Below are 23,703 nucleotides of genomic sequence, written 5' to 3' on the forward strand. Positions count from 1 at the left end.
TTATTCAAACATTTCAGCCCAACGTACGGCTTTTATTTCTTTTTCGCTGTAAAGATCTTCAATGGATCTTTTAACGTCCAATTTGGGGTATAAATTCACTCCTATCAGTTTTATTTTTCCTTCTTCCACCCATCTTTGCTCTTCAACGGCGTGGTCATAAATCTTTTTCTGAATGATTCCCTGTTTCAAAAGTTCCAGGTACCCTCCAGCCTCTTCTATTTCAACAAACAGTGCCCAGGATTTTTCTGCCATCTGACGGGTAATGTCTTCAACGTAATAGCTTCCGTTCGATGCATCTTCAAATACATTAATGATACTTTCGTAAGCCAGAACAATCTGCTGCTTAAAAGAGATCTCTTCGGAATTATCAGTACTCCTGTTCACGAGATAATTATTGCTGAAAACAGCATCTGCCCCTGCAATCATAGCAGAAGCGAGTTCTAAGGTTGAACGGATCAGGTTATTTTCATTATCGGCAACCGCTTTATTTCTTAAAGATGTTTCTGCAAAAATGTATGGGGTTTCATTTAGTCCGTATTCCCTGGAAAATTGGTTAAAAACGATCTTAAAAGCCCTCAGTTTAGCCATCTCAAAGAAATAATTTCCTCCGACCGCGATTCTGAAAATCAGTTTATTTAAAATTTCAGGACCATAGACTTCAATAAGCTCTTTAGCTTTTGCCAATGCAATTCCCAGCTGCTGATAAATAGCAGCTCCAGCATTCTGATGGAGCGAAATATCAACACAGATGTTTCTTCTGAAGTCTTTTGATAAAAGTTCTTTCGTCAGCTGGTCATCAATAGTTCCTTCATTTTCATTAAAAACATCAATCAGGGAAAAGTACTGGTCCTCTTCTTTCGGACTGATGTGGCCGGCAAGGTCTTTATTGTTTACAAAGATGGTTTTCTGCTCAAGATTTTCAACGTTATGGTCTAGAATAAAAGCAAAAACATCTTCTTCCAAACTTTCATGATATCTGGCTACAAGATGGGTGTTTTCTTCCACTTTCGGCAGATTTGCCAAGGGTTTCTGAACTTCACTGTAAAAAGGTTTTACATCAATTCCTTCAAGATTTTCTTTCTTTAGAATGGAATAAATGTCTTCTGTTTTCAGTTGTTTTTTTACTAAATTTTCCCAGTTTGGAAGTATATCTGCTGACATTGGCTGTTTATTATGGATCAATGGTGAATATTGCTTCGCAAGCCAGTAGTAAATTATAAAAATTGACTATTGAACATTCCAAAGCTCATTGAAATTTCACACTTTAAAATTCTTATTTTTTGGCAACATTTGTACTGTCTACCACCAGAATGAAGATTTCTTCATCCGGTTTTTTCATGAAATAATTTTCTCTGGCGTATTTTTCTTTCTCCGACTTATTGTTCATCAGCTTTTTGTAAAAATTATCATTTTTTTCATACTCTTTTTTATAGTATTCAAGCTGGTCTTCATATCGGCTGATCTCGCCGTTCAGTTCATTAATAACAAGGAAAGAGGTTTTATCAAAGAAAATCATCCAGACAAGGAACATACAAATGGTAATGGTGTATTTGTTCAGAACATATTTCTGGATCATTCTGAATGTTTCAGATTTCGGCTGAATGTCTTTAATAAGTTTGTTTTCTTTCATTTTAATGTTTTCTCAACGAATTTTTAATAACAGTAGTTAAAAAATCAATCGCTACGGAATTCTGTCTCATGTTCGGAATGATCAGATCGGCTTCATTCTTCGATGGTTCTATGAATTCCTGATGCATTGGCTTCAGTGTGGTCTGGTACCTGTGGAGTACCTCGTTCAGGTCTCTTCCCCTTTCCTGGGTATCTCTCCTGATTCTTCTGATCAGTCTTTCATCGGAATCTGCATGAACGAATACCTTAAGGTCAAACTCTTTCAGCAGTTCTTTATTAGTAAGGACCAGAATACCTTCTACCACCAATACATTTTTAGGTTCTACAGTGACATGGTCGCCGGTTCGGGAATGGGTTACAAAGCTGTAAATGGGCTGTTCTATAGACTCATTGTTTTTTAAAGCTTTTACATGTTTTATCATTAAATCGAAATCTATTGACTTGGGATGGTCGTAGTTGAGCGCTTCTCTCTCGGTCAGTGTCAGATTCGGGTTGTCGTGATAATAATTATCCTGGGAAAGGATGTTCATTCCTTCAATATCAAGCTGCTGCAGTATCTTGTCAACAACTGTAGTTTTGCCGGATCCTGTACCTCCGGCAATTCCTATTACAAGCATTCTTTTTTTGTTTCTTTATAGTTGGTACAAATATACTATTTTAGATGAATGCAAGTAAAACAATCCTTTTAGAATTTGTTTACAATAAAAAAATCCGGTGCCTGTCATCGGATTTAAAATGTTATCAGGTTTTATTTCCTGTTAAATTTAATCATTAATTCTAATAAAAAACTCTGCCATCCGGCAGAGTTCTGTTTATACTATTTCGCTTGTTAATTCCCTTGAAAGCAATTTCTCATGCATCGGCTTAAGAAGATCCATGGATCCTGTTTTAACGGTGCATTTTCCTTTGTAATGGACCAATATGGTACACTGTTCCGCCTGTTCCAGAGTATGCTTGCAGATTTCAACCAGACAATCTATTACATAATCAAAGGTATGAATATCGTCATTATGAAGCACCAGCTTATATACTTCATCAGTATCATCCAAAACCAGCACTTCTTCTTCATACTGCCGTTTCGGATCTTCGTAATCTTTTATACTGTTAAAAAAAATCATCTCTATTTTTTTAAACTTCTCCTATTTTATCGGCCAGGTCATTAATCACATTCGGGCCTTCATATACCAGTTCTACAAGCTCAACACTCTTATTATTCATTTTCAGAATTTTGAAGTGATAGTTTTCCAGATCGAATTCATCATTTTCTTCAGGAATATCTTCCAGTGCATGCAGGATGAAGCCTGCTAATGAGTTGTACTCACTTTCTTCAGAAAGAGGCAGCTTTTTAGGCAAATGCTCATTAATCTCGTCCAGCGGCTGTGTGGCCTGAATCCAATAAATATTATCGCCCATTTTATCTACCAGCTTATCTTCATCGTCTTCTTCGTCCTGAATTTCTCCCACAAGTTCCTCCAGAATGTCTTCCAGAGTTATAATTCCTTCCGTTCCACCAAATTCATCAATAACAATCGCAAGATGCTGTTTTTTCTGCTGGAAGATCTTCAGAAGGTCTGAAATCTTTTTACTTCCGACTACAAAGAATGCATCACGCATCAATTCTTTTAGGTCTTCATGATTAAGCTCTCCTTTTCTTTTAACAAATTCCCTGATGATCTCTTTTGTATAAAGAACTCCAATTATATTATCGATAGAATCAAGATATACCGGGATACGGGAATAGCCGCTATCCATGATCTTGTTGATGATTTCATTGATATCTTCCTCAAAGTCGATGGATGTGATATTCTGTCTCGGAACCATGATCTGCTTGGCCGAATGATCCGTAAAATCAAATGCATTCTTAATAATTTCATAGTTCTCTTCTTCAATTTCACCACTGTCCGCACTTTGCTTTACCAAAAGCTGAAGCTCTTCCGTAGAGTGAATTTCCTGTTCTGAAGCCGGATGTATTTTTACTAATCTTAAAAAAGTATTGGACATCAGGTTCATCAACCAGATAAAAGGCTTGAAAATCGTATAAAAAACTCTTAACGGCACTGCTGTAGCCATTGTAGTAGACTCAGATTTTCTAATTGCAATTGATTTTGGGATAAGCTCTCCGAATACGATATGCATTACCGTAATCAATACAAAACTGGTCACCACTGAAATTGTGGTGATTGTTGTTTGGGTTAAATCCACATTCAGAGAATGGAAGATACTTTCAACTACATGATGAAGAGCACTTTCTCCCACCCACCCCAATGCAAGGGATGCCAGGGTAATACCAAGCTGTGTAGCAGACAGGTACTCATCAAGATGCTTGATAATATGCTCTGCCTGTTTCGCCATAGAGTTACCTTCGGCTGCTTTTAACTGGATTTGTGAATAACGAACTTTAACAATTGAAAATTCTGCGGCCACGAAAAAGCCATTTAATAAAACAAGAAATAAGGCTAGCAAAAGCCTGACTATGTCCGAATCCATTTAGAAGTTGTATAATATTTTAGTTTACAAAGATAGATAAAATATAAATAACAAAAAAAGCATCGACAGTATCGATGCTTTAATATTATGTTAAAATAATTCTTTACGAATTTTTCAAAGCTTCTGCTCCTGAAACGATCTCAAGGATTTCGTTTGTAATAGCAGCCTGTCTTGCTTTGTTGTAGAAGATCACAAGATCATTCTTCAAAGCCTGGGCATTGTCTGTAGCTTTGTGCATGGCAGTCATTCTCGCTCCGTGCTCTGAAGCAACTGAATCTAAAACCGCTTTGAAAACCTGGGTTTTGATTGCCTTAGGAATCAAATTGTCCAGAATTTCGTTTCTGTTCGGCTCAAAGATATAATCTGTTTCTACCTGAGTATCTTCAGCTTTTTCAGCCATAGAAATCGGAAGAAGCTGTTCAGCGGTTACTTCCTGGGTAGCAGCATTAACAAATTTGTTGTAGATCAGATAAACTTCATCAAATTTGCCTTCTCTAAAGCTGGTCATTACTCCTTCAGCAACATGGGCTACTGTATCAAAATTTAAGTTATCAAAAACAGCACTTTCGTTGGAATATACTGCACGGGTTCTTCTTACCGCATCAAAAGCCTTTTTACCAATAGTAAGAACTTCAACTTCGTATTGAGATTTATCTCTGAACTGGTTGTTTAGCTCTTTTACAATAGATGAGTTAAAAGCTCCTGCAAGACCTCTGTTTGAAGTAACAGCGATGAAAAGAATTCTCTTCACTTCTCTTTTTTGAGCATAAACAGAAATCTGATCAGGATCAGAGCTAGAATTCACATTCTGGATGATTTCCTGCAGTTTTTCAGAATATGGTCTCAGCATTACGATTGCATCCTGTGCTTTTTTAAGCTTCGCAGCGGAAACCATTTTCATAGCACGGGTAATCTGCATCGTAGATGTAATTGACGTAATTCTGCCTCGTATTTCTTTTAAGTTTGCCATTAATTTGGGTTCAAAGTGTATGGTCTAAAGTTTAAGGTTCGAAACAGATTTCAAACCTTAAACAATGAAGATTTTAGTTATATTTAGAAGCTAAGTCGTTAGCTGCCTGCTTAAGAACGTTTGTAATATCGTTATCGATTTTACCAGCTTTAATAGCTGCCATTGTATCAGGGTGCTTAGATCTAAGGAATTCGATATATTCTACCTGGAATTCTTTCACTTTTCTGATAGGCACGTTTCTTAAAAGGTTCTCTGTTCCTGCGTAGATCATAGCTACCTGGCTATCTACAGGAAGTGGAGAGTTTACCGGCTGCTTAAGGATCTCAACGTTTCTTTCTCCTTTAGAAATTACTGCTAAAGTAGAAGCATCAAGGTCTGAACCGAATTTAGCGAACGCTTCCAATTCTTTATACTGAGCCTGGTCTAATTTAAGAGTACCAGATACTTTTTTCATTGATTTGATCTGAGCGTTACCTCCTACTCTGGATACAGAGATCCCTACGTTGATCGCAGGACGAACCCCTGAGTTGAATAGATCTGATTCAAGGAAAATCTGTCCGTCCGTAATAGAGATTACGTTGGTTGGAATATACGCAGAAACGTCACCAGCCTGAGTTTCGATAATCGGAAGGGCAGTTAATGAACCTCCTCCTTTTACGATTGGCTTAAGAGAATCCGGTAAGTCGTTCATCTGGCTCGCAATCTGGTCGTCAGCAATTACTTTTGCTGCTCTTTCCAATAGTCTTGAGTGTAGGTAGAAAACGTCTCCAGGATAAGCTTCACGGCCCGGTGGTCTTCTCAATAGTAGAGAAAGCTCACGGTAAGCTACCGCTTGCTTGGATAAATCATCATAAACGATCAATGCCGGTCTACCAGTGTCTCTGAAGAATTCACCGATAGATGCACCTGCCATTGCAGAATATACCTGCATTGGAACCGGATCCGAAGCATTAGCCGCAACGATTACAGTGTATGCTAAAGCACCTTTATCAGAAAGGGTTTTAACGATCTGTGCTACGGTAGAAGCTTTCTGACCGATCGCAACATATATACAATATACAGGATTACCTGCATCAAAGAATTCTTTCTGGTTGATGATCGTATCGATCGCAACAGTAGTTTTACCTGTCTGTCTGTCACCAATGATAAGCTCTCTCTGACCTCTTCCTACAGGAATCATAGAGTCGATCGCAACGATACCTGTCTGTAAAGGTTCAGTTACCGGCTGTCTGAAGATAACTCCAGGAGCTTTTCTTTCCAATGGCATTTCGTATAAATCCCCAGTAATAGGACCTTTACCATCGATAGGGTTACCAAGAGTATCTACTACTCTTCCTAACATACCTTCTCCTACTTTAATAGAAGAGATTCTGTTTGTTCTTCTTACTGTATCTCCTTCTTTTACTAATTTACTTTCCCCAAGTAGAGCAACACCCACGTTGTCTTCTTCAAGGTTAAGTACAATACCTTCTACATCACTAGAAAATTTCACCAACTCTCCGTATTGTACGTTTTCTAACCCGTATACACGAGCAATACCATCACCGATGGTTAAAACTGTACCTACTTCCTCAACGTTGGATTGAGTGTCGAAGTTGGCCAATTGCTGTTTTAAGATCGCAGATACTTCTGCCGGATTTATTTCTGCCATTGTATGGTTGTTTTTTCTTTAATTTAACTGAAAATCTTTTTTAACTTGGTTCAATTTGGTCTTTACAGATGCATCTACCTGCTGATCTCCTACTCTTAGAATGTATCCTCCTAAAATTTCAGGTTTTACGTTTAAGTTCAGATCAAAGTTTGAACCTGCTTTTACCAGATTGGTAGATCTTAGGATCTGATCAAGGTTTTCTTTGGAAAGCTGAGTTGCTGTTGTAAGAGTTACTCTCTGTACTCCGTTGATATCCTCTACTTTATTGATGAACTCCTGAGCGATATTTTTCAACTGGTTTTCACGTCCGTGCTTGATCACTAATCTGATCAGGTTCTGTGAAGAAACCGAGAAGTCTTTAAAGATCTGGTCTGCTACCTCTATTTTCTTTTTTGCATCAATGTAAGGCGTAAGAAAGAATTTGTTCAAATCTGCAGATTGAGACATGATCTTCTTTACATCTTTCATTTCAGAAAATACAGCAGCGGTCTGGCCTGTTTCATTGGTGAAATCAAGCAGTCCCTGTGCGTATCTTTTAGCTACTTTAGATGTAAGCATTCTTAGTTAAGGTTTGATTTGTTTAGATAATTTTGAACTAATTCGTTTTGAGCTTCGTTGTTATCCAACTTCTGCTTAAGGATAGATTCAGCGATGTTTACAGATAAAGCACCGATTTGAGTTTTAATGTCTGCCATAGCAGCATTTTTCTCAGTCTGGATAGTTTGCTTAGCTGCCTCGATCATTTTATCTCCTTCATTTTTAGCAGCATCTTTAGCCTCACCTACGATTCTATCTTTAATTTCTCTGGCTTCTTTAAGGATAGCATCTCTTTCGATTTTAGCTTCACGAATAATTCTTTCGTTATCCTCTTTTAAAGTCTCCATCTCTTTTCTTGCCAATTTAGCTTGATTAAGAGCATCAACAATAGAAGTTTCTCTGTCGTTGATTGATTTTAAAATAGGTTTCCAAGCGAATTTACCTAACAAAAATAATAATGCTAGAAAAATAACAGACTGGATAATAAATAATCCTGATGAAAACTGGTGAATTAATTCCATTATATAAATGTATAAATAATTATTACTTTTTTCTTTTTTAAATTAACATTGCTGCAGCCAACCGCTGCAACAATGTTTTTTTTGTTTGGCTTATGATGCGAATAACGCAGCAAATGCAACACCTTCTACTAGTGCAGCTGCAATAAGCATAGCAGTTTGGATTTTTCCAGATTGCTCAGGCTGTCTAGCGATAGCTTCAAGAGCAGCAGCTCCGATTTTACCAAGACCGATACCTACACCAAGTACGATAAGACCGCCACCAATAATTCTAGGGATTTCCATAATAAATATAATTTAAAAAATTGTTTTTAATTTAAGCTTCAAACTTGTTCTATATTAATGAGCAGCGTGATGTTCGTGCTCATGCTCTTCCACAGCCATTCCGATGAACAATGCAGAAAGCATTGTAAAGATATAAGCCTGAAGGAAAGCAACCAATACCTCAAGGATATAGATTACTAAAGTTAAGAATGGGAATGCAACTCCGGCAATCCAGTTCTTGAAAATATAAATTGATCCGATAAGCGTCATTACAACGATGTGTCCTGCCGTCATGTTCGCAAAAAGACGAATCATCAATGCAAAAGGCTTAGTCAGAGTTCCTAATAATTCGATCGGCAACATGATGAATTTCATTGGAACCGGTACACCTGGCATCCAGAAAATATGCTTCCAGTAATCTTTATTGGCTGAGAATGTTGTAATTAAATAAGTAAGGATAGCCAGGAAGAATGTCATGGTAATATTACCTGTAACATTGATTCCGAAAGGCATCAACCCTAAAACGTTTAAAAGTAAGATAAAGAAGAATACAGTTAATAAATAACCCATAAATCTTTTATACTTGTGTCCGATGTTCGGAATAGCGATCTCGTCTCTTACAAAAATAATCAAAGGCTCTAAAAATCTTGCAGCTCCTGTAGGAACTACAGACTTCTTATATGATCTTGCCATTCCTGTAAACAATACAAACATTAAAACTGCAACTAAGAAAATGATCAGTACACTTTTAGTAATTGAAAGGTCTAGAGGTTTTTCGTTTGTAGGATGACCGTCTTTATCTAAAGTTAAAGTTCCAGCAGCATCAGTCTTGTAGATTTTTTCGTGGTGCAATTTATAATAAGAACCATCTACTTCAGTGGTTTCACCATGCATAAAACCTTCTTTACTGTTGCTCATGAAAGCGTGAAAACCGTTATCATAAAAAATAACAGGAAGAGGAAAACCAATATGGTGCCCATCCTTATCTACCATCAATGTAAAATCGTGAGCATCCAACAAGTGGTGAGTGATGAACTCCTTGTTTTCTTTCGTTGCTTTGTCTTTCTCTGAAAGCTCTGTAGTAGCTGGACCTGCCTCAGCAGTAGCCTCACCGTGCTGTGCAGACACTAAGTTTAATACAAAAATACTGTAGAATAAAACTGCGAATTTCTTAAACATTGATAGGTTTTTTTCGTTGTGCAAAAATATAATATTTTTTCTAGTTTCAATAAATAATTTTACTGTTTTTTATCATGATTAATCAGCGTGATTGCATAGTACGTAAGCAGCGTAGTCAGGACAAAATATGGCAATATAAAATGAAATTTATAACCAGGAATCATTTCAAAGTTCAATTTTTTACGAATTAGATACATTAAACCGAATTTTAATAAGATAAGACCAATCACAGACAATCCTAAAAACTGTGGTACCGTTCTGTTGATTAATATTACCAGAGTAATCATCATCATAAACATCACACTTAAAAAAAGATAAAATTTGACGATAATAATCTCATCTAAGTGAAAAACAAATTTCCAAAGGGAAAAATGGATCAGAAATGTTAAGAAGAATAATACGGTGACAAGAATATTAGGGTTTAATTTCATTACAAACTATTTTCAGCTCTTAAATTAATAAGGTTTATTTAACTGATCGCAAAAATAGACTTTTTCTATTGAATTTTACATGATTTGATTTTTATCATTTTTTTTAACAATAATATTATAATACTATTTCCATGTTCTTACAGTAAAACATGCTTCTGTTTAGATTAATGAATGATTTTGCATCAACTACTCTACTATAAAATATTCATGAATTTATAAATATATAGCCCTAATTTATAAATATACATAGCCTTAATTTCTTTTATCTAAGATCGCATAGTAAGTTTGTTAAAGACAAATCATATGAGATTCTTTTCTAGATTCAATTAAAATTATAAGTACAGATCTTTTCGAAGCATTAATTAACTTTTACTATAAACCTAGGTAATATTATAGAGTCTGCTATTTGGACAAAATTAAATAGCTATCAAAAAAATTCCTTGATATAAAGAATGGAATTATCATTTAAAAAATTAACAGTATGAAATTTAAGTTCAATTTGAAATCAGATGCAAAAAAAATGGCAAAGCATTCTGATTTGTTGCAAGACAAGTTTTTAAAAAGAGAAATGAGCAAAACGATCAAAGGAGGTGAGGGTGAGCTTGAGCAACCTCTTGAAGAATGGTCAAATAATTGGTCAAACCTTGGCTGGAGCAATGCCTGGAGAAATGGCATTAATTGGTAAAATCAAGGCCTGTTTTTAACAGGCCTTTTAAATTAAAAGAAATGGAAATTAAAATTGTTGTATTAAAAATTGCCAGCAGATGTAATTTAAATTGTTCTTATTGCTATATGTACAATTTAGGTGATAAAACCTATAAAAATCAACCTAAAGTAATGAGCAAGGAAACAATTGAAAACATTTACAATAGAATAATTGAGCACTGCGAAGAACATAAAATTAAAAATTTCGGCATTATTCTTCATGGAGGAGAACCATTATTGGCAGGTCAGAAATACATTGAAGATTTTGTAAATACCGGAAGAAAATTATCAGAAGGAAAAGTAAATTTTCAATATGGCCTTCAAACGAACGGAATTTTAATTAACGAAGAAATTGCCAATTCTCTTGAAAAACTGCGCGTACACATCGGAGTAAGTCTTGATGGTCCCAAGGAGGTAAATGATAAACACAGGTTCTATCATAACGGAAAAGGCTCTTATGATGATGTTATTAAAGGTATAAATGTTTTACTTAAAAATAATTCATATAAAGACCGCTTAGGGTTATTATCTGTAATGAACATTGACTCGGATCCTATTAAGGCCTATAATCATATAAAAGATTTGAATTTAAACGGTGGAGATTTCTTATTTCCATATGGAACATACGATAACCCTCCGTTAGGCAAAACTGAAAACACTGAAAATACTCATTATGCAGATTGGCTGATCAAAATTTTTGACACCTGGTATAATGAAGATGAAGAAACAAGACCCTCAATCAGGCTATTTAAAGATATCACAGCTTCGATACTTGGTAATGATATTATGGCAGATTATCTGGGTAATAAAAACAATGAGGTCCTTGTTATCGAAACCGATGGTTCCATGGAAGCCGTGGATGGCTTGAAGTCATGCGGAAACGGATTTACAAAAACAGGTGCAAATGTAAGTTCATTTTCAATCAATCAGGCTTTAGATACTCCACTCGCAAAACTTTATCATTACAGTCATAAGCATCTGTGCAAAAAATGCAGATCATGTCCTATTAACGAAACATGCGGTGGTGGTGATTTAGCGAACAGATATTCTACCAAAAACGGATTCGATAATCCATCAATCTATTGTTCCGATCTGGAAAAACTGATTTCGCATATCCAAAATAAAATAATAGACAGGTTGCCTGAGCAGCTGATAGAAGAAGCAGAAATAGAAAGGTTAATACCCTCAAAAATCCAGGAAATCAGGAATCAGAATATCATTAAAGACAATGCCGTTTACGAAGATGAACTTTTAAGCTACTTTTACGCTAAAGCTTAATTCATAAACATATATTATATGATGTATAAATAAGAATTTTAAAATTAAATTCCTTATTTTTGCAAACCTATAATTTACAATAAATATGTTTAATAGTTTACAGGATAAATTAGACAAGGCTCTACATAATATTTCCGGACGCGGAAAAATCACAGAGATCAACGTAGCGGAAACCGTAAAGGAAATCCGTAGAGCGCTGGTAGATGCTGACGTTAACTATAAAGTCGCAAAAGATCTTACAAAAAGAGTTCAGGACAAAGCTTTAGGACAGAACGTTCTTACTTCCCTTACTCCGGGACAGCTGATGACCAAAATCGTTCATGACGAATTGGTAGATCTTATGGGAGGTTCTCAGGAAGGAATCAATCTTTCAGGAAAACCTACCGTAATCCTTATTGCCGGTCTTCAGGGTTCGGGTAAGACGACTTTCTCCGGAAAACTTGCCAATTATCTAAAAACAAAAAGAACCAAAAAGCCTTTATTGGTTGCCTGTGACGTTTACCGTCCTGCAGCAATTGACCAGCTTAAAGTTCTGGGTGGCCAGATTGGGGTTCCCGTATTTACAGAAGAAGGTTCTACCAACCCTTCCACTATTGCTGAAAATGCTATTAATTTCGCAAAAGCAAATGGTCATGATGTAGTAATCGTCGATACAGCGGGACGTCTTGCAATTGATGAGCAGATGATGAATGAGATCAAGTCTGTACATTATTTCATCAAGCCTCATGAAACCTTATTCGTGGTAGATTCCATGACAGGTCAGGATGCTGTAAATACAGCAAAAGCATTCAACGATGCCCTAAACTTTGACGGTGTTGTCCTAACTAAATTAGATGGTGATACAAGAGGGGGTGCTGCTTTAACGATCCGTTCTGTTGTTGAAAAACCGATCAAATTTATCTCTACCGGTGAGAAGATGGAAGCCTTGGATCTTTTCTACCCGGAAAGGATGGCAGACAGAATCTTAGGAATGGGAGACGTAGTTTCCTTAGTAGAAAGAGCCCAGGAGCAGTTTGATGAAGAAGAAGCTAAAAAACTTCACAAAAAAATTGCTAAAAACGAATTCGGTTTTGATGATTTCCTGAAGCAGATCAACCAGATCAAAAAGATGGGTAATATGAAAGACCTTATGGGAATGATTCCGGGGGTCGGAAAGGCCATTAAAGACGTCGAGATCAGTGATGATGCTTTCAAGCACATTGAAGCTATTATCTACTCTATGACACCTGACGAAAGAAGAAGACCTTCTATCATCAATACCCAGAGAAAGCAGAGGATTGCAAAAGGAGCAGGAAGAAAGATCGAAGATGTGAATCAGCTGATGAAGCAGTTCGAGCAGATGGGTAAAATGATGAAGATGATGCAGGGACCTCAGGGAAAACAGATGATGCAGATGATGAGCAAAATGCCGAACATGCCTGGAATGGGCGGAATGTTTGGAAAATAACAAAGTTTATAACAAAACACTATAAAAAAAACTCTCAGAAATTTCTGAGAGTTTTTTTATTTTATTTGAATTTGTATCCTAATCCGATCTGGAAGAAATTCATTTTCAGTTTTTCGTCGTTTACAGGATGCTTGATCATATTGGTCAGTCCGAAGCTGTAACGGGCATCTACAAATAAACCTTTATATATGTTGTAATCAGCCCCTAAAACCAAACCGAATTCTGAAGACTTAAGATTATCATCAAAATTCTTTTCAAGGAACTGTTCACCTTCATTAATCGCCTGTTGATTGGCCATTCCTCCTGATACGTCAATATTTACTTTCGTGCTTGTTCTAAAGCTTACGAAAGGTCCTGCGTATACTCCAAGCTCAGGGGTAGCATAATATCTTGCCGTTACAGGAATCACAATTCTGTTGAAATTGAATTTTTCTGTAACCGTAATTCCCATTGTTGAAACTTCAACTTTTCCGCCCAGATTTGCATACTGAACTTCTCCCTGTACAGCAAATTTATTATTGAATTGATGTTCTACCAAAGCGCCTACATAAAAGCCTGATTTAGATTTCAAACCTCCGCTTACGCCTTCAAAGGCATCAAGATCGTCATTAGAGTTTAGTTTTGATAAGGCATACCCTGCTTTTACGCCAAATTTTGTCTGCGCATTCATTCCTGCACAAAAAGCAAGTGCCGATGCCAATAAGATTTTTTTCATGGTTATTTATTTAAAAAATGTTTTCAAAGATAAAAAAAGCCCTAAATAATTAGGGCTTCTATGTTTACAAATGCTTTGTTACTATTACTTAGCAAATACATATTTAACTCCGAAAGTTACGGAAGATAAGTTCAATCCGAACTTGTAGTTATTTACGCTCTTAGCACCATCAACATCTAATTTAGAAGTGTTGTATCCAAATTCACCGATAGTAGCTTCAATGCTCCAGTTTTTGTTTAAGAAATAATCTAAACCTGGCTTAACGTTAACACCGATTGAAGTGTAGTTAGCTTTGTCAGAAGTAGAAGTAGTGTTCGTAGTTGATCCTAATGTAGTTGTTGTTGTAGCTTCGTCTTTAAATTGTCCGAATTCCATTGGAACTTCCAATTGACCGAAGATATATAATTTATCAGCTAAAGTCCAATATTTTCTTACGAAAGGAGCAACAACAAATGCAGATTGAGTACCTTTAGTTTCAGAAACAAAGCTACCTCCTCCAACTGATCCAGTTGTAGTTTTAGTAACTTTATCACTTGCATAACCTACTCCTAAACCTACAGCAAGGTTAGTACCTACAAAGTAACCAGCAGTTGGAACGATTCTGAAGCTTTCTACTTTAGTATCATTGTTGTTGTTTTCTTCCTGAGAATAACCAACTTGCCCTGAAATATATGCAGTTCCTTTTGCAATCTGTGCATTAGATAAACCAAAAAGTGCAACAGCACCCGCTAATAATAATTTTTTCATTTTTAAAAAATTTTAATACTTTCTGAGGGCAAAGTTACACTGGGTCCCGCTAATATTAAAATTTGTTAATGTGATTAATATCATCGATAGATATTGGTTTTTTCCGGCAATAAAATGTAATAAATATAATCCTTTGACTTTTTCACAATATTATGAATAAAAAAATTACAATTTCTCAATAAGAGCGAAATATACTTAGTTTATTTTATTTCACAATTTTCTTCAAATTATGTATTTTTTCAATAGGCATCAGGGATAATCAGACGATAATGTGTTAATATTTAACATATTAGTATTAATATTAAGCAAAAATTTATACTCAAAAATGTTTTTTCTCTTTATAAAGTTATAATTATAAAAAACTCCGGCTGTTAACAGCCGGAGTTCTTAATTATTTTCTACTTTTTCTTATTTGATAAAGAAATTGTATCCAAGATTAATAGCACCTACGTTCCAGTTTGCTGTATACCAACCGTAATCACGTTTGTTGCTGATCGTCTGATACCCTAAATAAAGCTCACCTGTAGCCATCTGGTAACCAAACTTAGGCTGTGCATAGAAACCACCGTCTACCCCATCTTTTACAGAAATTCCATATCCAAGGTCTAATCCTACAAAGATAGGCGCTCCTGAAAACTTATATTTTCCGGAAACCGCCACAGGAATAAATCCGAAATCATCGAAATGATCTTTTCCAAAGAAATGAGAATATCCTGTTGCCACCCCAAGATCTAGACCTTTTGTAATATTCCACATATAAGCAGCATCTACTCCTAATGTAAATGAAGAGGCATCGCTGGCATCACCTACCGGAACACCGATATGACCACCCAGTTTAAAACCTTCCTGCGCCTGTGCAGCACCGCCCAGCAGCGCAAAAGCACCTAGTAAAAATAACTTTTTCATTTTTTAAATAGTTTGATTGATGCCACAAAATTACTAATTATTTTTATTATTAACATAAAATTAACAGCAACCTCTATTCAGAAACAAAAAAAGCGGGTCAAGATTGGCCCGCTTCATATTCTTAAAAAGTCTTTTAAAAATTAGTTTCCTCCGAATTTGAAACCAACACCTACCTGGAAGAAGCTGTTAGTTAATTTTCCGTCTCCGGAATCTTTAGCTAAGTTAGAAACTCCCATGTTGTATCTGGCGTCAAAAAACAAACCGTTTTCCAATGCATACTCTGCCCCTAAGAAAGGAGCAATATTCAGAGTATTGGTTTGATCTTTAATGTCTCTCTCATCATCTGCAGAAATTTCAAATCCAGGGATCATACCTAATCCAAGGTCTGCCACAGTTTTTGTTTTGGCAGAAATGATCAGTCCGAAATTTGCTCCCGCAGAAACTGATAAACCTTCAGTAATAAAGTATTTAGCAGAAACAGGAATCAAAATAGTTCCGAAAGTGGTCTTGTTCTTAATGTTAAAAAACGTACCTGCTTCATCTTGATCTTCTACTCTTTCAGTGATTTTACCTCCCAGTGGCGAATATAAAACTTCACCCTGAAGAGCAAATTTATCACTTAGTTTATGCTCTACCAAAGCACCTACATAGAAAGTGTGTGAAGGATCTGTGTTTTCAGAATCTCCGTTGTCTTTAAACTTTAAAGTTGAAAGTGAGTAACCAGCTTTAGCTCCAAATCTTGTTTCTTGAGCGCTCAGATTAGCGCCAACCACAGCCGCTGCTGCAATTAGTAAAAATTTTTTCATGATTATTTTTTAGTATTCGGTGGCAAAACTAAGCTTTTTTTTTAAAACACCAAATAGTGGCTAAAAATTAGTGCAAATAATTAATCATAAACAGGAAAAATTTAATTAAAACAAGTTCAGATAGCCTGAATCTAATCTTTCAGTCTTTTATCTTCTTCATTGTAGGCCAGAATGATCTTTTTCACCACAGGATGTCTTACAACATCTTCTTCTGTAAGATGTACAAAACCAATTTCTTTAACGTCTCTTAGAATTCTCATAGCTTCCTTTAATCCGGATTGTTGTTTCGGCGGCAAATCGATCTGAGTTGGGTCTCCGGTGATGATAAACTTGGCATTCATCCCCATCCTTGTCAGAAACATCTTCATTTGGGCATGGGTCGTGTTCTGGGCTTCATCCAGAATTACAAAGGCATCATCCAGCGTACGTCCTCTCATAAAAGCCAGCGGAGCTACTTCAATTACTTTTTTCTCCATAAACCCTTCCAGCTTCTCATGAGGAATCATATCTCTTAATGCGTCATATAGAGGCTGTAAATACGGATCCAGCTTTTCTTTCAGATCTCCCGGAAGGAATCCAAGGCTCTCCCCTGCTTCTACAGCGGGCCTGGTCAGGATAATTCTTTTTACCTGCTTATCTCTTAAAGCTCTTGCTGCCAATGCCACACTGGTATAGGTTTTCCCGGTTCCGGCTGGCCCGATGGCAAAAACCATATCTTTTTTCTCGGTCTCTTTAACCAGTTTTTTAAGATTGGTAGTTTTCGCTTTAATGATCTTACCATTAACGCCTTTTACAATGATATCCTGATCAAAAATCAATTGTTTCTCATTCTCATCCTTAATATTCAGGACATTTTCAACGTCTTTTAAAGCGATAGAATTATTTTCAGAGATAAATTTTACAAGGTTATCCAGTTTTTGTTTTAATATATCCAAAGCTTCCTGATTGCCCATTGCAAAGATAAAATGATCTCTTCCTGTGATCTTAAGCGTGGGAAAGCTTGATTTTAATAAGTTGAAATATTGGTTATTAACGCCATAGAAGGTCTTTACATCGATGTCCTCCAAATCATATGTTAATTCAAACATGCAGTATTTTATTTTTATTAGATTTTAAAATTAAAGCTTTTTTTCAAATTTATATCAATTCTTTTCTACAATCTTTTGTGGCTTTCTTTATATTTTAAATAACTTTGCAGGAAACACTATTTATTCTATCACAATCCATGTCGATTATTACCCTTACTTCGGATTTCGGAAATTTAGATTACAGAGTTGCAGCTGTGAAAGGCAAAATCCTGTCTCTAAATCCTAAGGTTAATATTATTGATATTACCCATGATATCCAGGCTTTCAATCTTATACAAACCTCATATATAGTACGGAACGCCTACAAATATTTTCCAAAAGGAACTATTCATATCCTTTCTGTAGACAGTTTTTATAACAGATCAAGGAAAAATATCCTGTATAAGGCAGACGGATCTTATTTTTTGGCAGCAGACAACGGACTTCTAAGCCTTATCTTTTTTGATATAAAGCCGGAAGCCATATATGAAATTACCTTAAACAACCGCTTTGATGATGTGATCAACTTCACTTCTACTGATGTTTTTGTTCCTGCGGCAGTACATCTGGCCAATGGCGGACTTCCGGAAGTGATCGGAAGGAAAATAGACACCTCCAAACAACTTCTGTTCCCGAAACCCGTATTCAATGAGTCTGAAAAAATGATCATTGGAGAAGTAACGTATATTGATAATTTCGGAAATATAATATCAAATATCAGCAAAGACTTTTTCGAAAGCAGTGGTAAAGGAAATGAAGGTTTTACCATAAAATTCAGAAATTTAACTCTTTCGAGGGTATATTCCAGCCATACAGAAGTGGTTTCGGACTGGGAAAGAGAAACGGAATTTCACGGACAGTCCGCAGCAATCTTCAATGACAGTCAGCTTTTGGAGCTTACCATCTATAAAGGAAGTAAAAAAAACGGGGCAAAAAGCCTGTTTGGACTCAATGTAGGCGAGAATATCTACGTTGAATTTGTCTAAAATTATATATTCCATAAAAAAACCGATTTTTTTTATATATTTGTCAAAATCTAAAAATTAAAAATGGCAGAATACAAATTATTGCTTCCTTCCATGGGAGAAGGTGTTATGGAAGCGACAATTATCACTTGGTTATTCAATGAAGGTGATAATGTAAAAGAGGATGATTCCGTAGTAGAAATTGCAACAGATAAGGTAGATTCAGACGTTCCGACACCAGTTTCGGGGAAAATTGTAAAAATACTTAAACAGAAGGACGAAGTTGCTAAAGTTGGTGAAGCCATTGCTATTTTAGAAATTGAAGGAGAAGGCGGAAATACAGCTTCAGAAGAAGTAACAACAGAAGCTCCGGCAGCTACTCCTGATACAGAAACTTTAAAGACCATTGAAGCGCCGTTACAGGCTACTCACTCCAATGTAGAATTTTCAGGTGACCTTTACCTGTCGCCGCTTGTAAAATCAATTGCACAGCAGGAAAACATTTCCGAATCTGAGCTTAAAACGATTAAAGGAAGTGGTTTAGAAGGAAGAATTACAAAAGAAGATATATTAGGATACGTTTCCAACAGAGGAAATCAACCGGCTCAGCAGGCAGCACCTGTACAAACTGCAACTCCGGCAGCACCACAGGCTGTAGCTTCAGCTCCGGTTTCCACAGTTCCTGTAGCAGCTGGTGATGAGATCATTCCAATGGACAGAATGAGAAAAATCATTGCTGAAAACATGGTAAAAGCAAAACAGATTGCTCCCCATGTTACTTCTTTCATTGAAACAGACGTTACCAATGTTGTAAAATGGAGAAATAAGCATAAAGATATTTTTGAGAAACGTGAAGGAGAAAAACTGACTTTCATGCCGATTTTCGTGAAAGCTGTAGTGAAAGCTATCCAGGATTTCCCAATGATCAATGTTTCTGTCAATGGTGACAATATCATCAAAAAGAAAAATATCAATATCGGTATGGCGACTGCTTTACCGGATGGAAACCTTATCGTTCCAGTCATCAAGAATGCAGACCAGCTTTCACTTTCAGGTTTGGCAAAAGCAATCAACGACTTGGCTTACAGAGCAAGAAACAAGAAATTAAGACCTGAAGATACTCAGGGAGCTACTTATACGATTTCTAACGTAGGCAGCTTTGGAAACCTGATGGGTACGCCTATTATTCCTCAGCCTCAGGTGGCAATTTTAGCTATCGGTGCTATTGTAAAGAAGCCTGCTGTTCTTGAAACCAAAGACGGGGATGTAATTGCTATCCGTCAGCTGATGTTTATGTCTCACTCTTATGACCACAGAGTGGTAGACGGATCTTTAGGTGGAATGATGCTGAAACATGTTCATGATTATCTTCAGAACTGGGATCTGAATACAGAAATTTAATATAGGATGACTGATAAGTGACCCATTATTTCAAAATCATGTGAAACCTATCAAAACATCTTACAATACAAAACCTTCGATATTTTCGAAGGTTTTTTCTATTAAAAGATTATCTGTACATTTGAGTCAAATACGAAAACTAACCGTAAAACAAAATAATTTTAAATAAAACACCACAACCCCATCTCAAAGTATGAAAGAAGTAACTTTACTTGCAATTATTTCATTATGCATTATCATCGCCACTTATTTTATCGAATTGATCATAGGATTTTTCAACATTAATGAGATCATGTACGTATACCGTATTTGTGCTGTAATAAGCCTTCTGGGCTATGTCGGCATCTTGCCTTTCTTTATTAAGCTTTATCAAAAACAGCGATAATGGATCAGGAATTAAGAGAACTTTTCGAGATCAAAGAAGATGAAAAAACATTGGCTTCAAAAAAGAAACCGGATATTATAAAGCATGTTCTCATCCGTCTTGGAATATTAATAGCCGGAACCATTGGTTTTACCATAGTAATATTTAATGCCAGCGGTTGGGATGTTTTAGGTTACCTGATATTTATGTTTGGGTTTCATGCTTTATGGCTTGTCTGTATTCTTATCGAATCAATCATTTTGCATATCAACAGAAAATACACTCTCAGGAATACCAATTTGATATTTACTGCTGCTATGCTGGTTCTTTATTGTATAGGATATATTACGGTGTTCAACCCACAGTTTTAATCAATATCAAAATGAATATAAAAGCTTCCGAAGGGAAGCTTTTTATTTTAGTGACGAATATGGGAGATTCTCTCAATAATAAATTAAAACTGACGTTGAAATTTCTTTGATCACTCCAAAAATCTGTAACATTTTATAATAAATACGAACTAACTATGTAATTGAATATCTCATTAACTGTTTTATAACAAACACCAATTCCAAAATATGAAACAAATTCTTCTGACTGCTTTAACTTTAAATATTTCTGCCTTCGCTTTTTCACAACAAACCAATCCGTTCAAATTAATTGATCATTATGCAAAAGAAGCTATTAAAACAAATCAAATTCCTGGCTTAGCTATTGGCATTATAAAGGATAATAAAGTAATTTTTGAGCAATATTACGGTGCAGAAAACTCAGAAAAAGGTAGGCCCTGATTCAATGTTCAGGATCTATTCTACTTCAAAATTAATGACCAATGTCGGCATTTTCCAGCTGATCGAACAGGGAAAATTATCTTTAGAAGACAATGTTTCAAAATATGTTGAAAACCTTCCGGAAGACTGGCAAAATATTAAGGTAAAGAACCTCCTGACCCATTCTTCAGGAATGCCGGATTTTATTGCTTTTAATGATATTTTACCTGAATATTCCGGTTCTAAGACTATTGAACGTTTGAGCAAAGAAAAGATGGATTTTAAAACAGGAAATGAATTCAGATATAATCAAACGAATTATATGCTCCTTTCGATGATTATTGAGAAAATCACCGGACAATCTTTCGGGGATTTCATTTTGAACAGTCAATTTTATGATGCTAAAAACCAGGTGGTTTTTTCTTCAAATGCTCTTGAAAAAATTCCCAATCGTATTATAAAGTATAATTACAATCCGGAAACAGAAAAATATGAAAAGTCTACAGATGTCGAAGGAAAAAAGGCATACCCGGGAAATGGATTGGCCATTACCCTACCTGCTTTCTTAAAATGGTGCAGTCATTTGAGTAAAAATGATTTTTTAAGTCAAGGAACGAAAGATATGATGTGGCAGCCATTTGAGTATGGAAACAAAAAAGATGTTTTTGCCTATGGCTGGGAAATCAATAAAACGAATAATATTCCGTCTTATGGTTTTTCTGGTGGAAATGTCAGCGCTTACAGGATTTTTCCACAAAATAATATGGCAATCATCATGATGTCAAACGGATATAATTTTTTCCCTGCACAATATCACATGATTAATCATCTTGCAGCTATTATGGACAAAAATTTAACCGATAATTATCTGCTGGCAGAAGAATCCATTATTGCTGAATTCGCTAAACCGGATAATCCTGATGCTGAAAAAAATTACTACAAGATCAAAGCAAAAGACCCAAAATGGGATTTTGAAGGTACATTAAATAATATCGGATATATTCTACTCAGAAATTCAAGGGCTAACGAAGCTATAAAGGTTTTTGCATTAAATGTTAAAGAAAAACCTCAGTCAGCGAATGCTTTTGATAGCTTGGGTGAAGGTTATTTTTCAATTAAAAATTATACCCTGGCTCTGGAAAGTTATAAAAAATCTTTAGAGTTAAATCCTGAAAACACTAATGCTTCAAATATGATTAATAAAATACAGAATTTAACAACAAAAAATTAAATAGATTTAAATCAAATCGTTCAATAAAATCAATCCCGCGAAAGTTGGGATTTTTTTATTTGAAAATTTGAGTAATAATTTTATCTTTAAAACGAAACTGTTTAAAAGATTGGAATTTGAATTTAAGATAAGTTTTTAAAGCAATTTGTCTAAATTGAAAGACTAATTATATCATTGATTATTTAGCTGTAAATTCACACCACAAAAATACAAAATGCTGAAAATCCTCTTCCTCATCCAAAAAGGCCTTAAAAAGTCTTTCGATAACATCCGCAACGAACAGCTGAAAAATAATCTGCTACAGGCTATTCCTTTCTGGATAGGCTCTGTCATCACAGGATTTTTTGCTGTAATGTATGCCAAGATATTCGCATGGGGAGAACACCTGTTGAATTTCATCATGAACTGGCACGCCTGGATGATTTTCATCATTGCTCCGATAGGTTTTGTTCTTTCCTGGTGGTTGGTAAAGGAGTTTGCCCCGAATGCTAAAGGCAGCGGTATTCCGCAGGTGATGGCGGCAGTAGAACTGGCCAATCCAAAGGAGCATACCAAGATCAGAAGTCTTCTTAGCTTAAAGATTATTGTTTTTAAAATCATTTCATCCGTAGTTCTGGTTATCGGTGGCGGAGCTGTGGGACGAGAAGGACCTACCATCCAGATCGCCGGATCGGTTTTCAGAAAAGTGAATGAATATCTTCCGCACTGGTGGCCGAAGATTTCTAAAAAAAATATGATCATGACAGGTGCGGCAGCGGGACTTGCGGCAGCATTTAATACTCCTTTGGGAGGAATTGTATTTGCAGTGGAAGAACTTTCCAAAACGCATATCAATTATTTTAAAACAGCTTTATTTACTGCTGTGATCATTGCAGGTTTAACCGCACAGACTTTAGCAGGATCTTATTTATACTTAGGATATCCCAAAACGAATGATGTTTCACTGATGGTCATGTTCCCCATTATCCTTGTAGCAGGAACAGCCGGAATTCTGGCCAGCCAGCTTTCCGTAATGATGCTCAAAATGAATGACTGGAAAAAAAGAAAACTTAAAACCGACAGAGCCAATGTCCTTTTCCTCGTACTTTGTGCTTTGTTCATTGCCTCTATAGCCTATTTTATCAACCGTGAAATTCTGGGCTCAGGAAAAGAAATTATGGAAAGAGTTCTTTTTACCCAGGATAAACATGAAGAATGGTATGTCCCGGTTTTAAGGATGCTTGGTCCCGCTCTTTCTTTTACATCAGGTGGCGCAGGTGGAATCTTTGCCCCTGCCCTTACAGCTGGGGCCAGCATCGGTTCTGTGATCTCAGGAGCGATTCATTTAACTCCTAACGAAACGAACGTTGTCATCCTCGGAGGAATGGTCGCTTTCCTTACCGGAATCACAAGAGCTCCGTTTACATCCGCCATTATCGTACTTGAAATGACTGACAGGCATTCCCTTATCTTTCACCTGATGCTGGCCGGTATGGTCTCTTCCCTTGTTTCTATTCTGGTAAGCAGACATTCCTTATATGATGTGATTAAAGTGAATTTCCTTACAGAGATCAGAGGTAAAAATTAGTTCCGTGGTCCGGGATACAGGATTCGGGGTTTCAGTTGCTGTTTTTTTAACTTTGAATACGGAACTTT

25 protein-coding genes are annotated in these 23,703 nt (G+C 36.1%); 9 read left to right on the forward strand and 16 right to left on the reverse strand.

Annotation, left to right across the window (positions count from 1 at the left end):
* From BUB03_RS00360 to atpB, 11 genes are all read right to left on the reverse strand, one after another.
* Positions 1-1,161, reverse strand: a complete 1,161-nt coding sequence (locus BUB03_RS00360) for a methylmalonyl-CoA mutase family protein (protein ID WP_073059469.1) — start codon at positions 1,159-1,161, stop codon at positions 1-3.
* Between the two features lie 112 nt (positions 1,162-1,273).
* Complete coding sequence (locus BUB03_RS00365) at positions 1,274-1,630, reverse strand: FtsB family cell division protein (protein ID WP_040994844.1); 357 nt, start codon at positions 1,628-1,630, stop codon at positions 1,274-1,276.
* A 1-nt stretch (position 1,631) separates the two neighbouring features.
* Positions 1,632-2,246 carry a uridine kinase gene (udk, locus tag BUB03_RS00370; RefSeq protein WP_040994842.1) on the reverse strand — a complete coding sequence of 205 codons (615 nt, stop codon included), beginning with the start codon at positions 2,244-2,246 and terminating at the stop codon, positions 1,632-1,634.
* A 195-nt stretch (positions 2,247-2,441) separates the two neighbouring features.
* Positions 2,442-2,747: an ATP-dependent Clp protease adaptor ClpS gene (locus BUB03_RS00375; protein WP_040994840.1), complete on the reverse strand. Its 306-nt coding sequence runs from the start codon at positions 2,745-2,747 to the stop codon at positions 2,442-2,444.
* 10 nt (positions 2,748-2,757) lie between these two features.
* Positions 2,758-4,116: a hemolysin family protein gene (locus BUB03_RS00380; RefSeq protein ID WP_073059471.1), complete on the reverse strand. Its 1,359-nt coding sequence runs from the start codon at positions 4,114-4,116 to the stop codon at positions 2,758-2,760.
* Positions 4,117-4,219: 103 nt separating this feature from the next.
* Positions 4,220-5,086 (reverse strand): ATP synthase F1 subunit gamma, encoded by an 867-nt coding sequence (atpG, locus tag BUB03_RS00385; protein ID WP_073059473.1) that lies wholly within the window; start codon positions 5,084-5,086, stop codon positions 4,220-4,222.
* 73 nt (positions 5,087-5,159) lie between these two features.
* The gene (atpA, locus tag BUB03_RS00390; RefSeq protein ID WP_073059475.1) at positions 5,160-6,737 is read right to left on the reverse strand and encodes a F0F1 ATP synthase subunit alpha; all 1,578 of its coding nucleotides are present in this window, start codon (positions 6,735-6,737) and stop codon (positions 5,160-5,162) included.
* 18 nt (positions 6,738-6,755) lie between these two features.
* A complete protein-coding gene (atpH, locus tag BUB03_RS00395) occupies positions 6,756-7,295 on the reverse strand; it encodes an ATP synthase F1 subunit delta (RefSeq protein WP_040994834.1) in 540 nt (179 codons plus the stop codon).
* Positions 7,296-7,297: 2 nt separating this feature from the next.
* Positions 7,298-7,795, reverse strand: coding sequence for a F0F1 ATP synthase subunit B (locus BUB03_RS00400; RefSeq protein WP_034725377.1), 498 nt, complete (start codon positions 7,793-7,795; stop codon positions 7,298-7,300).
* A gap of 90 nt (positions 7,796-7,885) precedes the next feature.
* Positions 7,886-8,077, reverse strand: coding sequence for an ATP synthase F0 subunit C (gene atpE / locus BUB03_RS00405; RefSeq protein WP_040994829.1), 192 nt, complete (start codon positions 8,075-8,077; stop codon positions 7,886-7,888).
* A gap of 54 nt (positions 8,078-8,131) precedes the next feature.
* A complete protein-coding gene (gene atpB / locus BUB03_RS00410; protein ID WP_073059477.1) occupies positions 8,132-9,235 on the reverse strand; it encodes a F0F1 ATP synthase subunit A in 1,104 nt (367 codons plus the stop codon).
* 912 nt (positions 9,236-10,147) lie between these two features.
* Here atpB and BUB03_RS00420 point away from each other — a divergent pair.
* The 3 genes from BUB03_RS00420 (at position 10,148) to ffh (ending at position 13,096) form a co-directional block, all read left to right on the forward strand.
* On the forward strand, positions 10,148-10,351 hold the full coding sequence (locus tag BUB03_RS00420; protein WP_040994823.1) for a hypothetical protein: 204 nt from the start codon (positions 10,148-10,150) through the stop codon (positions 10,349-10,351).
* A gap of 41 nt (positions 10,352-10,392) precedes the next feature.
* Positions 10,393-11,649, forward strand: a complete 1,257-nt coding sequence (locus BUB03_RS00425) for a radical SAM protein (protein ID WP_073059480.1) — start codon at positions 10,393-10,395, stop codon at positions 11,647-11,649.
* A gap of 85 nt (positions 11,650-11,734) precedes the next feature.
* Entirely contained in the window at positions 11,735-13,096 is a 1,362-nt protein-coding gene (ffh, locus tag BUB03_RS00430) for a signal recognition particle protein (RefSeq protein WP_040994822.1), read from the forward strand.
* A 61-nt stretch (positions 13,097-13,157) separates the two neighbouring features.
* Here the strand turns inward: ffh and BUB03_RS00435 are convergent, their stop codons facing one another.
* The 5 genes from BUB03_RS00435 to BUB03_RS00455 all read right to left on the reverse strand — a co-directional run bounded on the left by BUB03_RS00435 (position 13,158) and on the right by BUB03_RS00455 (position 17,358).
* A complete protein-coding gene (locus BUB03_RS00435) occupies positions 13,158-13,811 on the reverse strand; it encodes a porin family protein (protein WP_073059482.1) in 654 nt (217 codons plus the stop codon).
* Positions 13,812-13,895: 84 nt separating this feature from the next.
* The gene (locus BUB03_RS00440; protein WP_073059484.1) at positions 13,896-14,558 is read right to left on the reverse strand and encodes an outer membrane beta-barrel protein; all 663 of its coding nucleotides are present in this window, start codon (positions 14,556-14,558) and stop codon (positions 13,896-13,898) included.
* Between the two features lie 408 nt (positions 14,559-14,966).
* A complete protein-coding gene (locus BUB03_RS00445; RefSeq protein WP_040994816.1) occupies positions 14,967-15,464 on the reverse strand; it encodes a hypothetical protein in 498 nt (165 codons plus the stop codon).
* Positions 15,465-15,604: 140 nt separating this feature from the next.
* On the reverse strand, positions 15,605-16,270 hold the full coding sequence (locus BUB03_RS00450; protein WP_040994814.1) for a porin family protein: 666 nt from the start codon (positions 16,268-16,270) through the stop codon (positions 15,605-15,607).
* A 131-nt stretch (positions 16,271-16,401) separates the two neighbouring features.
* Entirely contained in the window at positions 16,402-17,358 is a 957-nt protein-coding gene (locus tag BUB03_RS00455) for a PhoH family protein (RefSeq protein ID WP_073059485.1), read from the reverse strand.
* A gap of 137 nt (positions 17,359-17,495) precedes the next feature.
* Between BUB03_RS00455 and BUB03_RS00460 the strand changes: the two genes are divergently transcribed.
* The 6 genes from BUB03_RS00460 to BUB03_RS00485 all read left to right on the forward strand — a co-directional run bounded on the left by BUB03_RS00460 (position 17,496) and on the right by BUB03_RS00485 (position 23,635).
* Complete coding sequence (locus tag BUB03_RS00460; protein ID WP_040994811.1) at positions 17,496-18,323, forward strand: SAM hydrolase/SAM-dependent halogenase family protein; 828 nt, start codon at positions 17,496-17,498, stop codon at positions 18,321-18,323.
* A 63-nt stretch (positions 18,324-18,386) separates the two neighbouring features.
* Positions 18,387-19,703, forward strand: a complete 1,317-nt coding sequence (locus BUB03_RS00465; protein WP_040994809.1) for a dihydrolipoamide acetyltransferase family protein — start codon at positions 18,387-18,389, stop codon at positions 19,701-19,703.
* A 384-nt stretch (positions 19,704-20,087) separates the two neighbouring features.
* Positions 20,088-20,438 (forward strand): hypothetical protein, encoded by a 351-nt coding sequence (locus tag BUB03_RS00475; RefSeq protein WP_073059489.1) that lies wholly within the window; start codon positions 20,088-20,090, stop codon positions 20,436-20,438.
* A 207-nt stretch (positions 20,439-20,645) separates the two neighbouring features.
* Entirely contained in the window at positions 20,646-20,858 is a 213-nt protein-coding gene (locus tag BUB03_RS21615) for a serine hydrolase (RefSeq protein WP_139258720.1), read from the forward strand.
* Positions 20,812-22,068: a serine hydrolase domain-containing protein gene (locus BUB03_RS00480; RefSeq protein WP_139258722.1), complete on the forward strand. Its 1,257-nt coding sequence runs from the start codon at positions 20,812-20,814 to the stop codon at positions 22,066-22,068. Before BUB03_RS21615 ends, BUB03_RS00480 begins: the two co-directional genes overlap by 47 nt.
* A 214-nt stretch (positions 22,069-22,282) precedes the next feature.
* Positions 22,283-23,635, forward strand: a complete 1,353-nt coding sequence (locus BUB03_RS00485) for a chloride channel protein (RefSeq protein WP_073059490.1) — start codon at positions 22,283-22,285, stop codon at positions 23,633-23,635.
* The last annotated feature ends 68 nt before the right edge of the window (positions 23,636-23,703 follow it).

It is taken from the genome of Chryseobacterium oranimense (assembly GCF_900129755.1).
GTDB lineage: Bacteria > Bacteroidota > Bacteroidia > Flavobacteriales > Weeksellaceae > Chryseobacterium > Chryseobacterium oranimense.

Coding starts and splice junctions, on each gene's coding strand:
- BUB03_RS00380 (WP_073059471.1), bottom strand. CDS start 4,116: ATGGATTCGGACATAGTCAGGCTTTTGCTAGCCTTATTTCTTGTTTTA.
- BUB03_RS00450 (WP_040994814.1), bottom strand. CDS start 16,270: ATGAAAAAATTTTTACTAATTGCAGCAGCGGCTGTGGTTGGCGCTAAT.
- BUB03_RS00365 (WP_040994844.1), bottom strand. CDS start 1,630: ATGAAAGAAAACAAACTTATTAAAGACATTCAGCCGAAATCTGAAACA.
- BUB03_RS00465 (WP_040994809.1), top strand. CDS start 18,387: ATGGCAGAATACAAATTATTGCTTCCTTCCATGGGAGAAGGTGTTATG.
- BUB03_RS00460 (WP_040994811.1), top strand. CDS start 17,496: ATGTCGATTATTACCCTTACTTCGGATTTCGGAAATTTAGATTACAGA.
- BUB03_RS00485 (WP_073059490.1), top strand. CDS start 22,283: ATGCTGAAAATCCTCTTCCTCATCCAAAAAGGCCTTAAAAAGTCTTTC.
- atpB (WP_073059477.1), bottom strand. CDS start 9,235: ATGTTTAAGAAATTCGCAGTTTTATTCTACAGTATTTTTGTATTAAAC.
- BUB03_RS00360 (WP_073059469.1), bottom strand. CDS start 1,161: ATGTCAGCAGATATACTTCCAAACTGGGAAAATTTAGTAAAAAAACAA.
- ffh (WP_040994822.1), top strand. CDS start 11,735: ATGTTTAATAGTTTACAGGATAAATTAGACAAGGCTCTACATAATATT.
- BUB03_RS00440 (WP_073059484.1), bottom strand. CDS start 14,558: ATGAAAAAATTATTATTAGCGGGTGCTGTTGCACTTTTTGGTTTATCT.
- BUB03_RS00435 (WP_073059482.1), bottom strand. CDS start 13,811: ATGAAAAAAATCTTATTGGCATCGGCACTTGCTTTTTGTGCAGGAATG.
- atpH (WP_040994834.1), bottom strand. CDS start 7,295: ATGCTTACATCTAAAGTAGCTAAAAGATACGCACAGGGACTGCTTGAT.
- atpA (WP_073059475.1), bottom strand. CDS start 6,737: ATGGCAGAAATAAATCCGGCAGAAGTATCTGCGATCTTAAAACAGCAA.
- BUB03_RS00445 (WP_040994816.1), bottom strand. CDS start 15,464: ATGAAAAAGTTATTTTTACTAGGTGCTTTTGCGCTGCTGGGCGGTGCT.
- BUB03_RS00375 (WP_040994840.1), bottom strand. CDS start 2,747: ATGATTTTTTTTAACAGTATAAAAGATTACGAAGATCCGAAACGGCAG.
- BUB03_RS00455 (WP_073059485.1), bottom strand. CDS start 17,358: ATGTTTGAATTAACATATGATTTGGAGGACATCGATGTAAAGACCTTC.
- BUB03_RS00475 (WP_073059489.1), top strand. CDS start 20,088: ATGGATCAGGAATTAAGAGAACTTTTCGAGATCAAAGAAGATGAAAAA.
- atpE (WP_040994829.1), bottom strand. CDS start 8,077: ATGGAAATCCCTAGAATTATTGGTGGCGGTCTTATCGTACTTGGTGTA.
- udk (WP_040994842.1), bottom strand. CDS start 2,246: ATGCTTGTAATAGGAATTGCCGGAGGTACAGGATCCGGCAAAACTACA.
- atpG (WP_073059473.1), bottom strand. CDS start 5,086: ATGGCAAACTTAAAAGAAATACGAGGCAGAATTACGTCAATTACATCT.
- BUB03_RS21615 (WP_139258720.1), top strand. CDS start 20,646: ATGAAACAAATTCTTCTGACTGCTTTAACTTTAAATATTTCTGCCTTC.
- BUB03_RS00400 (WP_034725377.1), bottom strand. CDS start 7,795: ATGGAATTAATTCACCAGTTTTCATCAGGATTATTTATTATCCAGTCT.
- BUB03_RS00425 (WP_073059480.1), top strand. CDS start 10,393: ATGGAAATTAAAATTGTTGTATTAAAAATTGCCAGCAGATGTAATTTA.
- BUB03_RS00420 (WP_040994823.1), top strand. CDS start 10,148: ATGAAATTTAAGTTCAATTTGAAATCAGATGCAAAAAAAATGGCAAAG.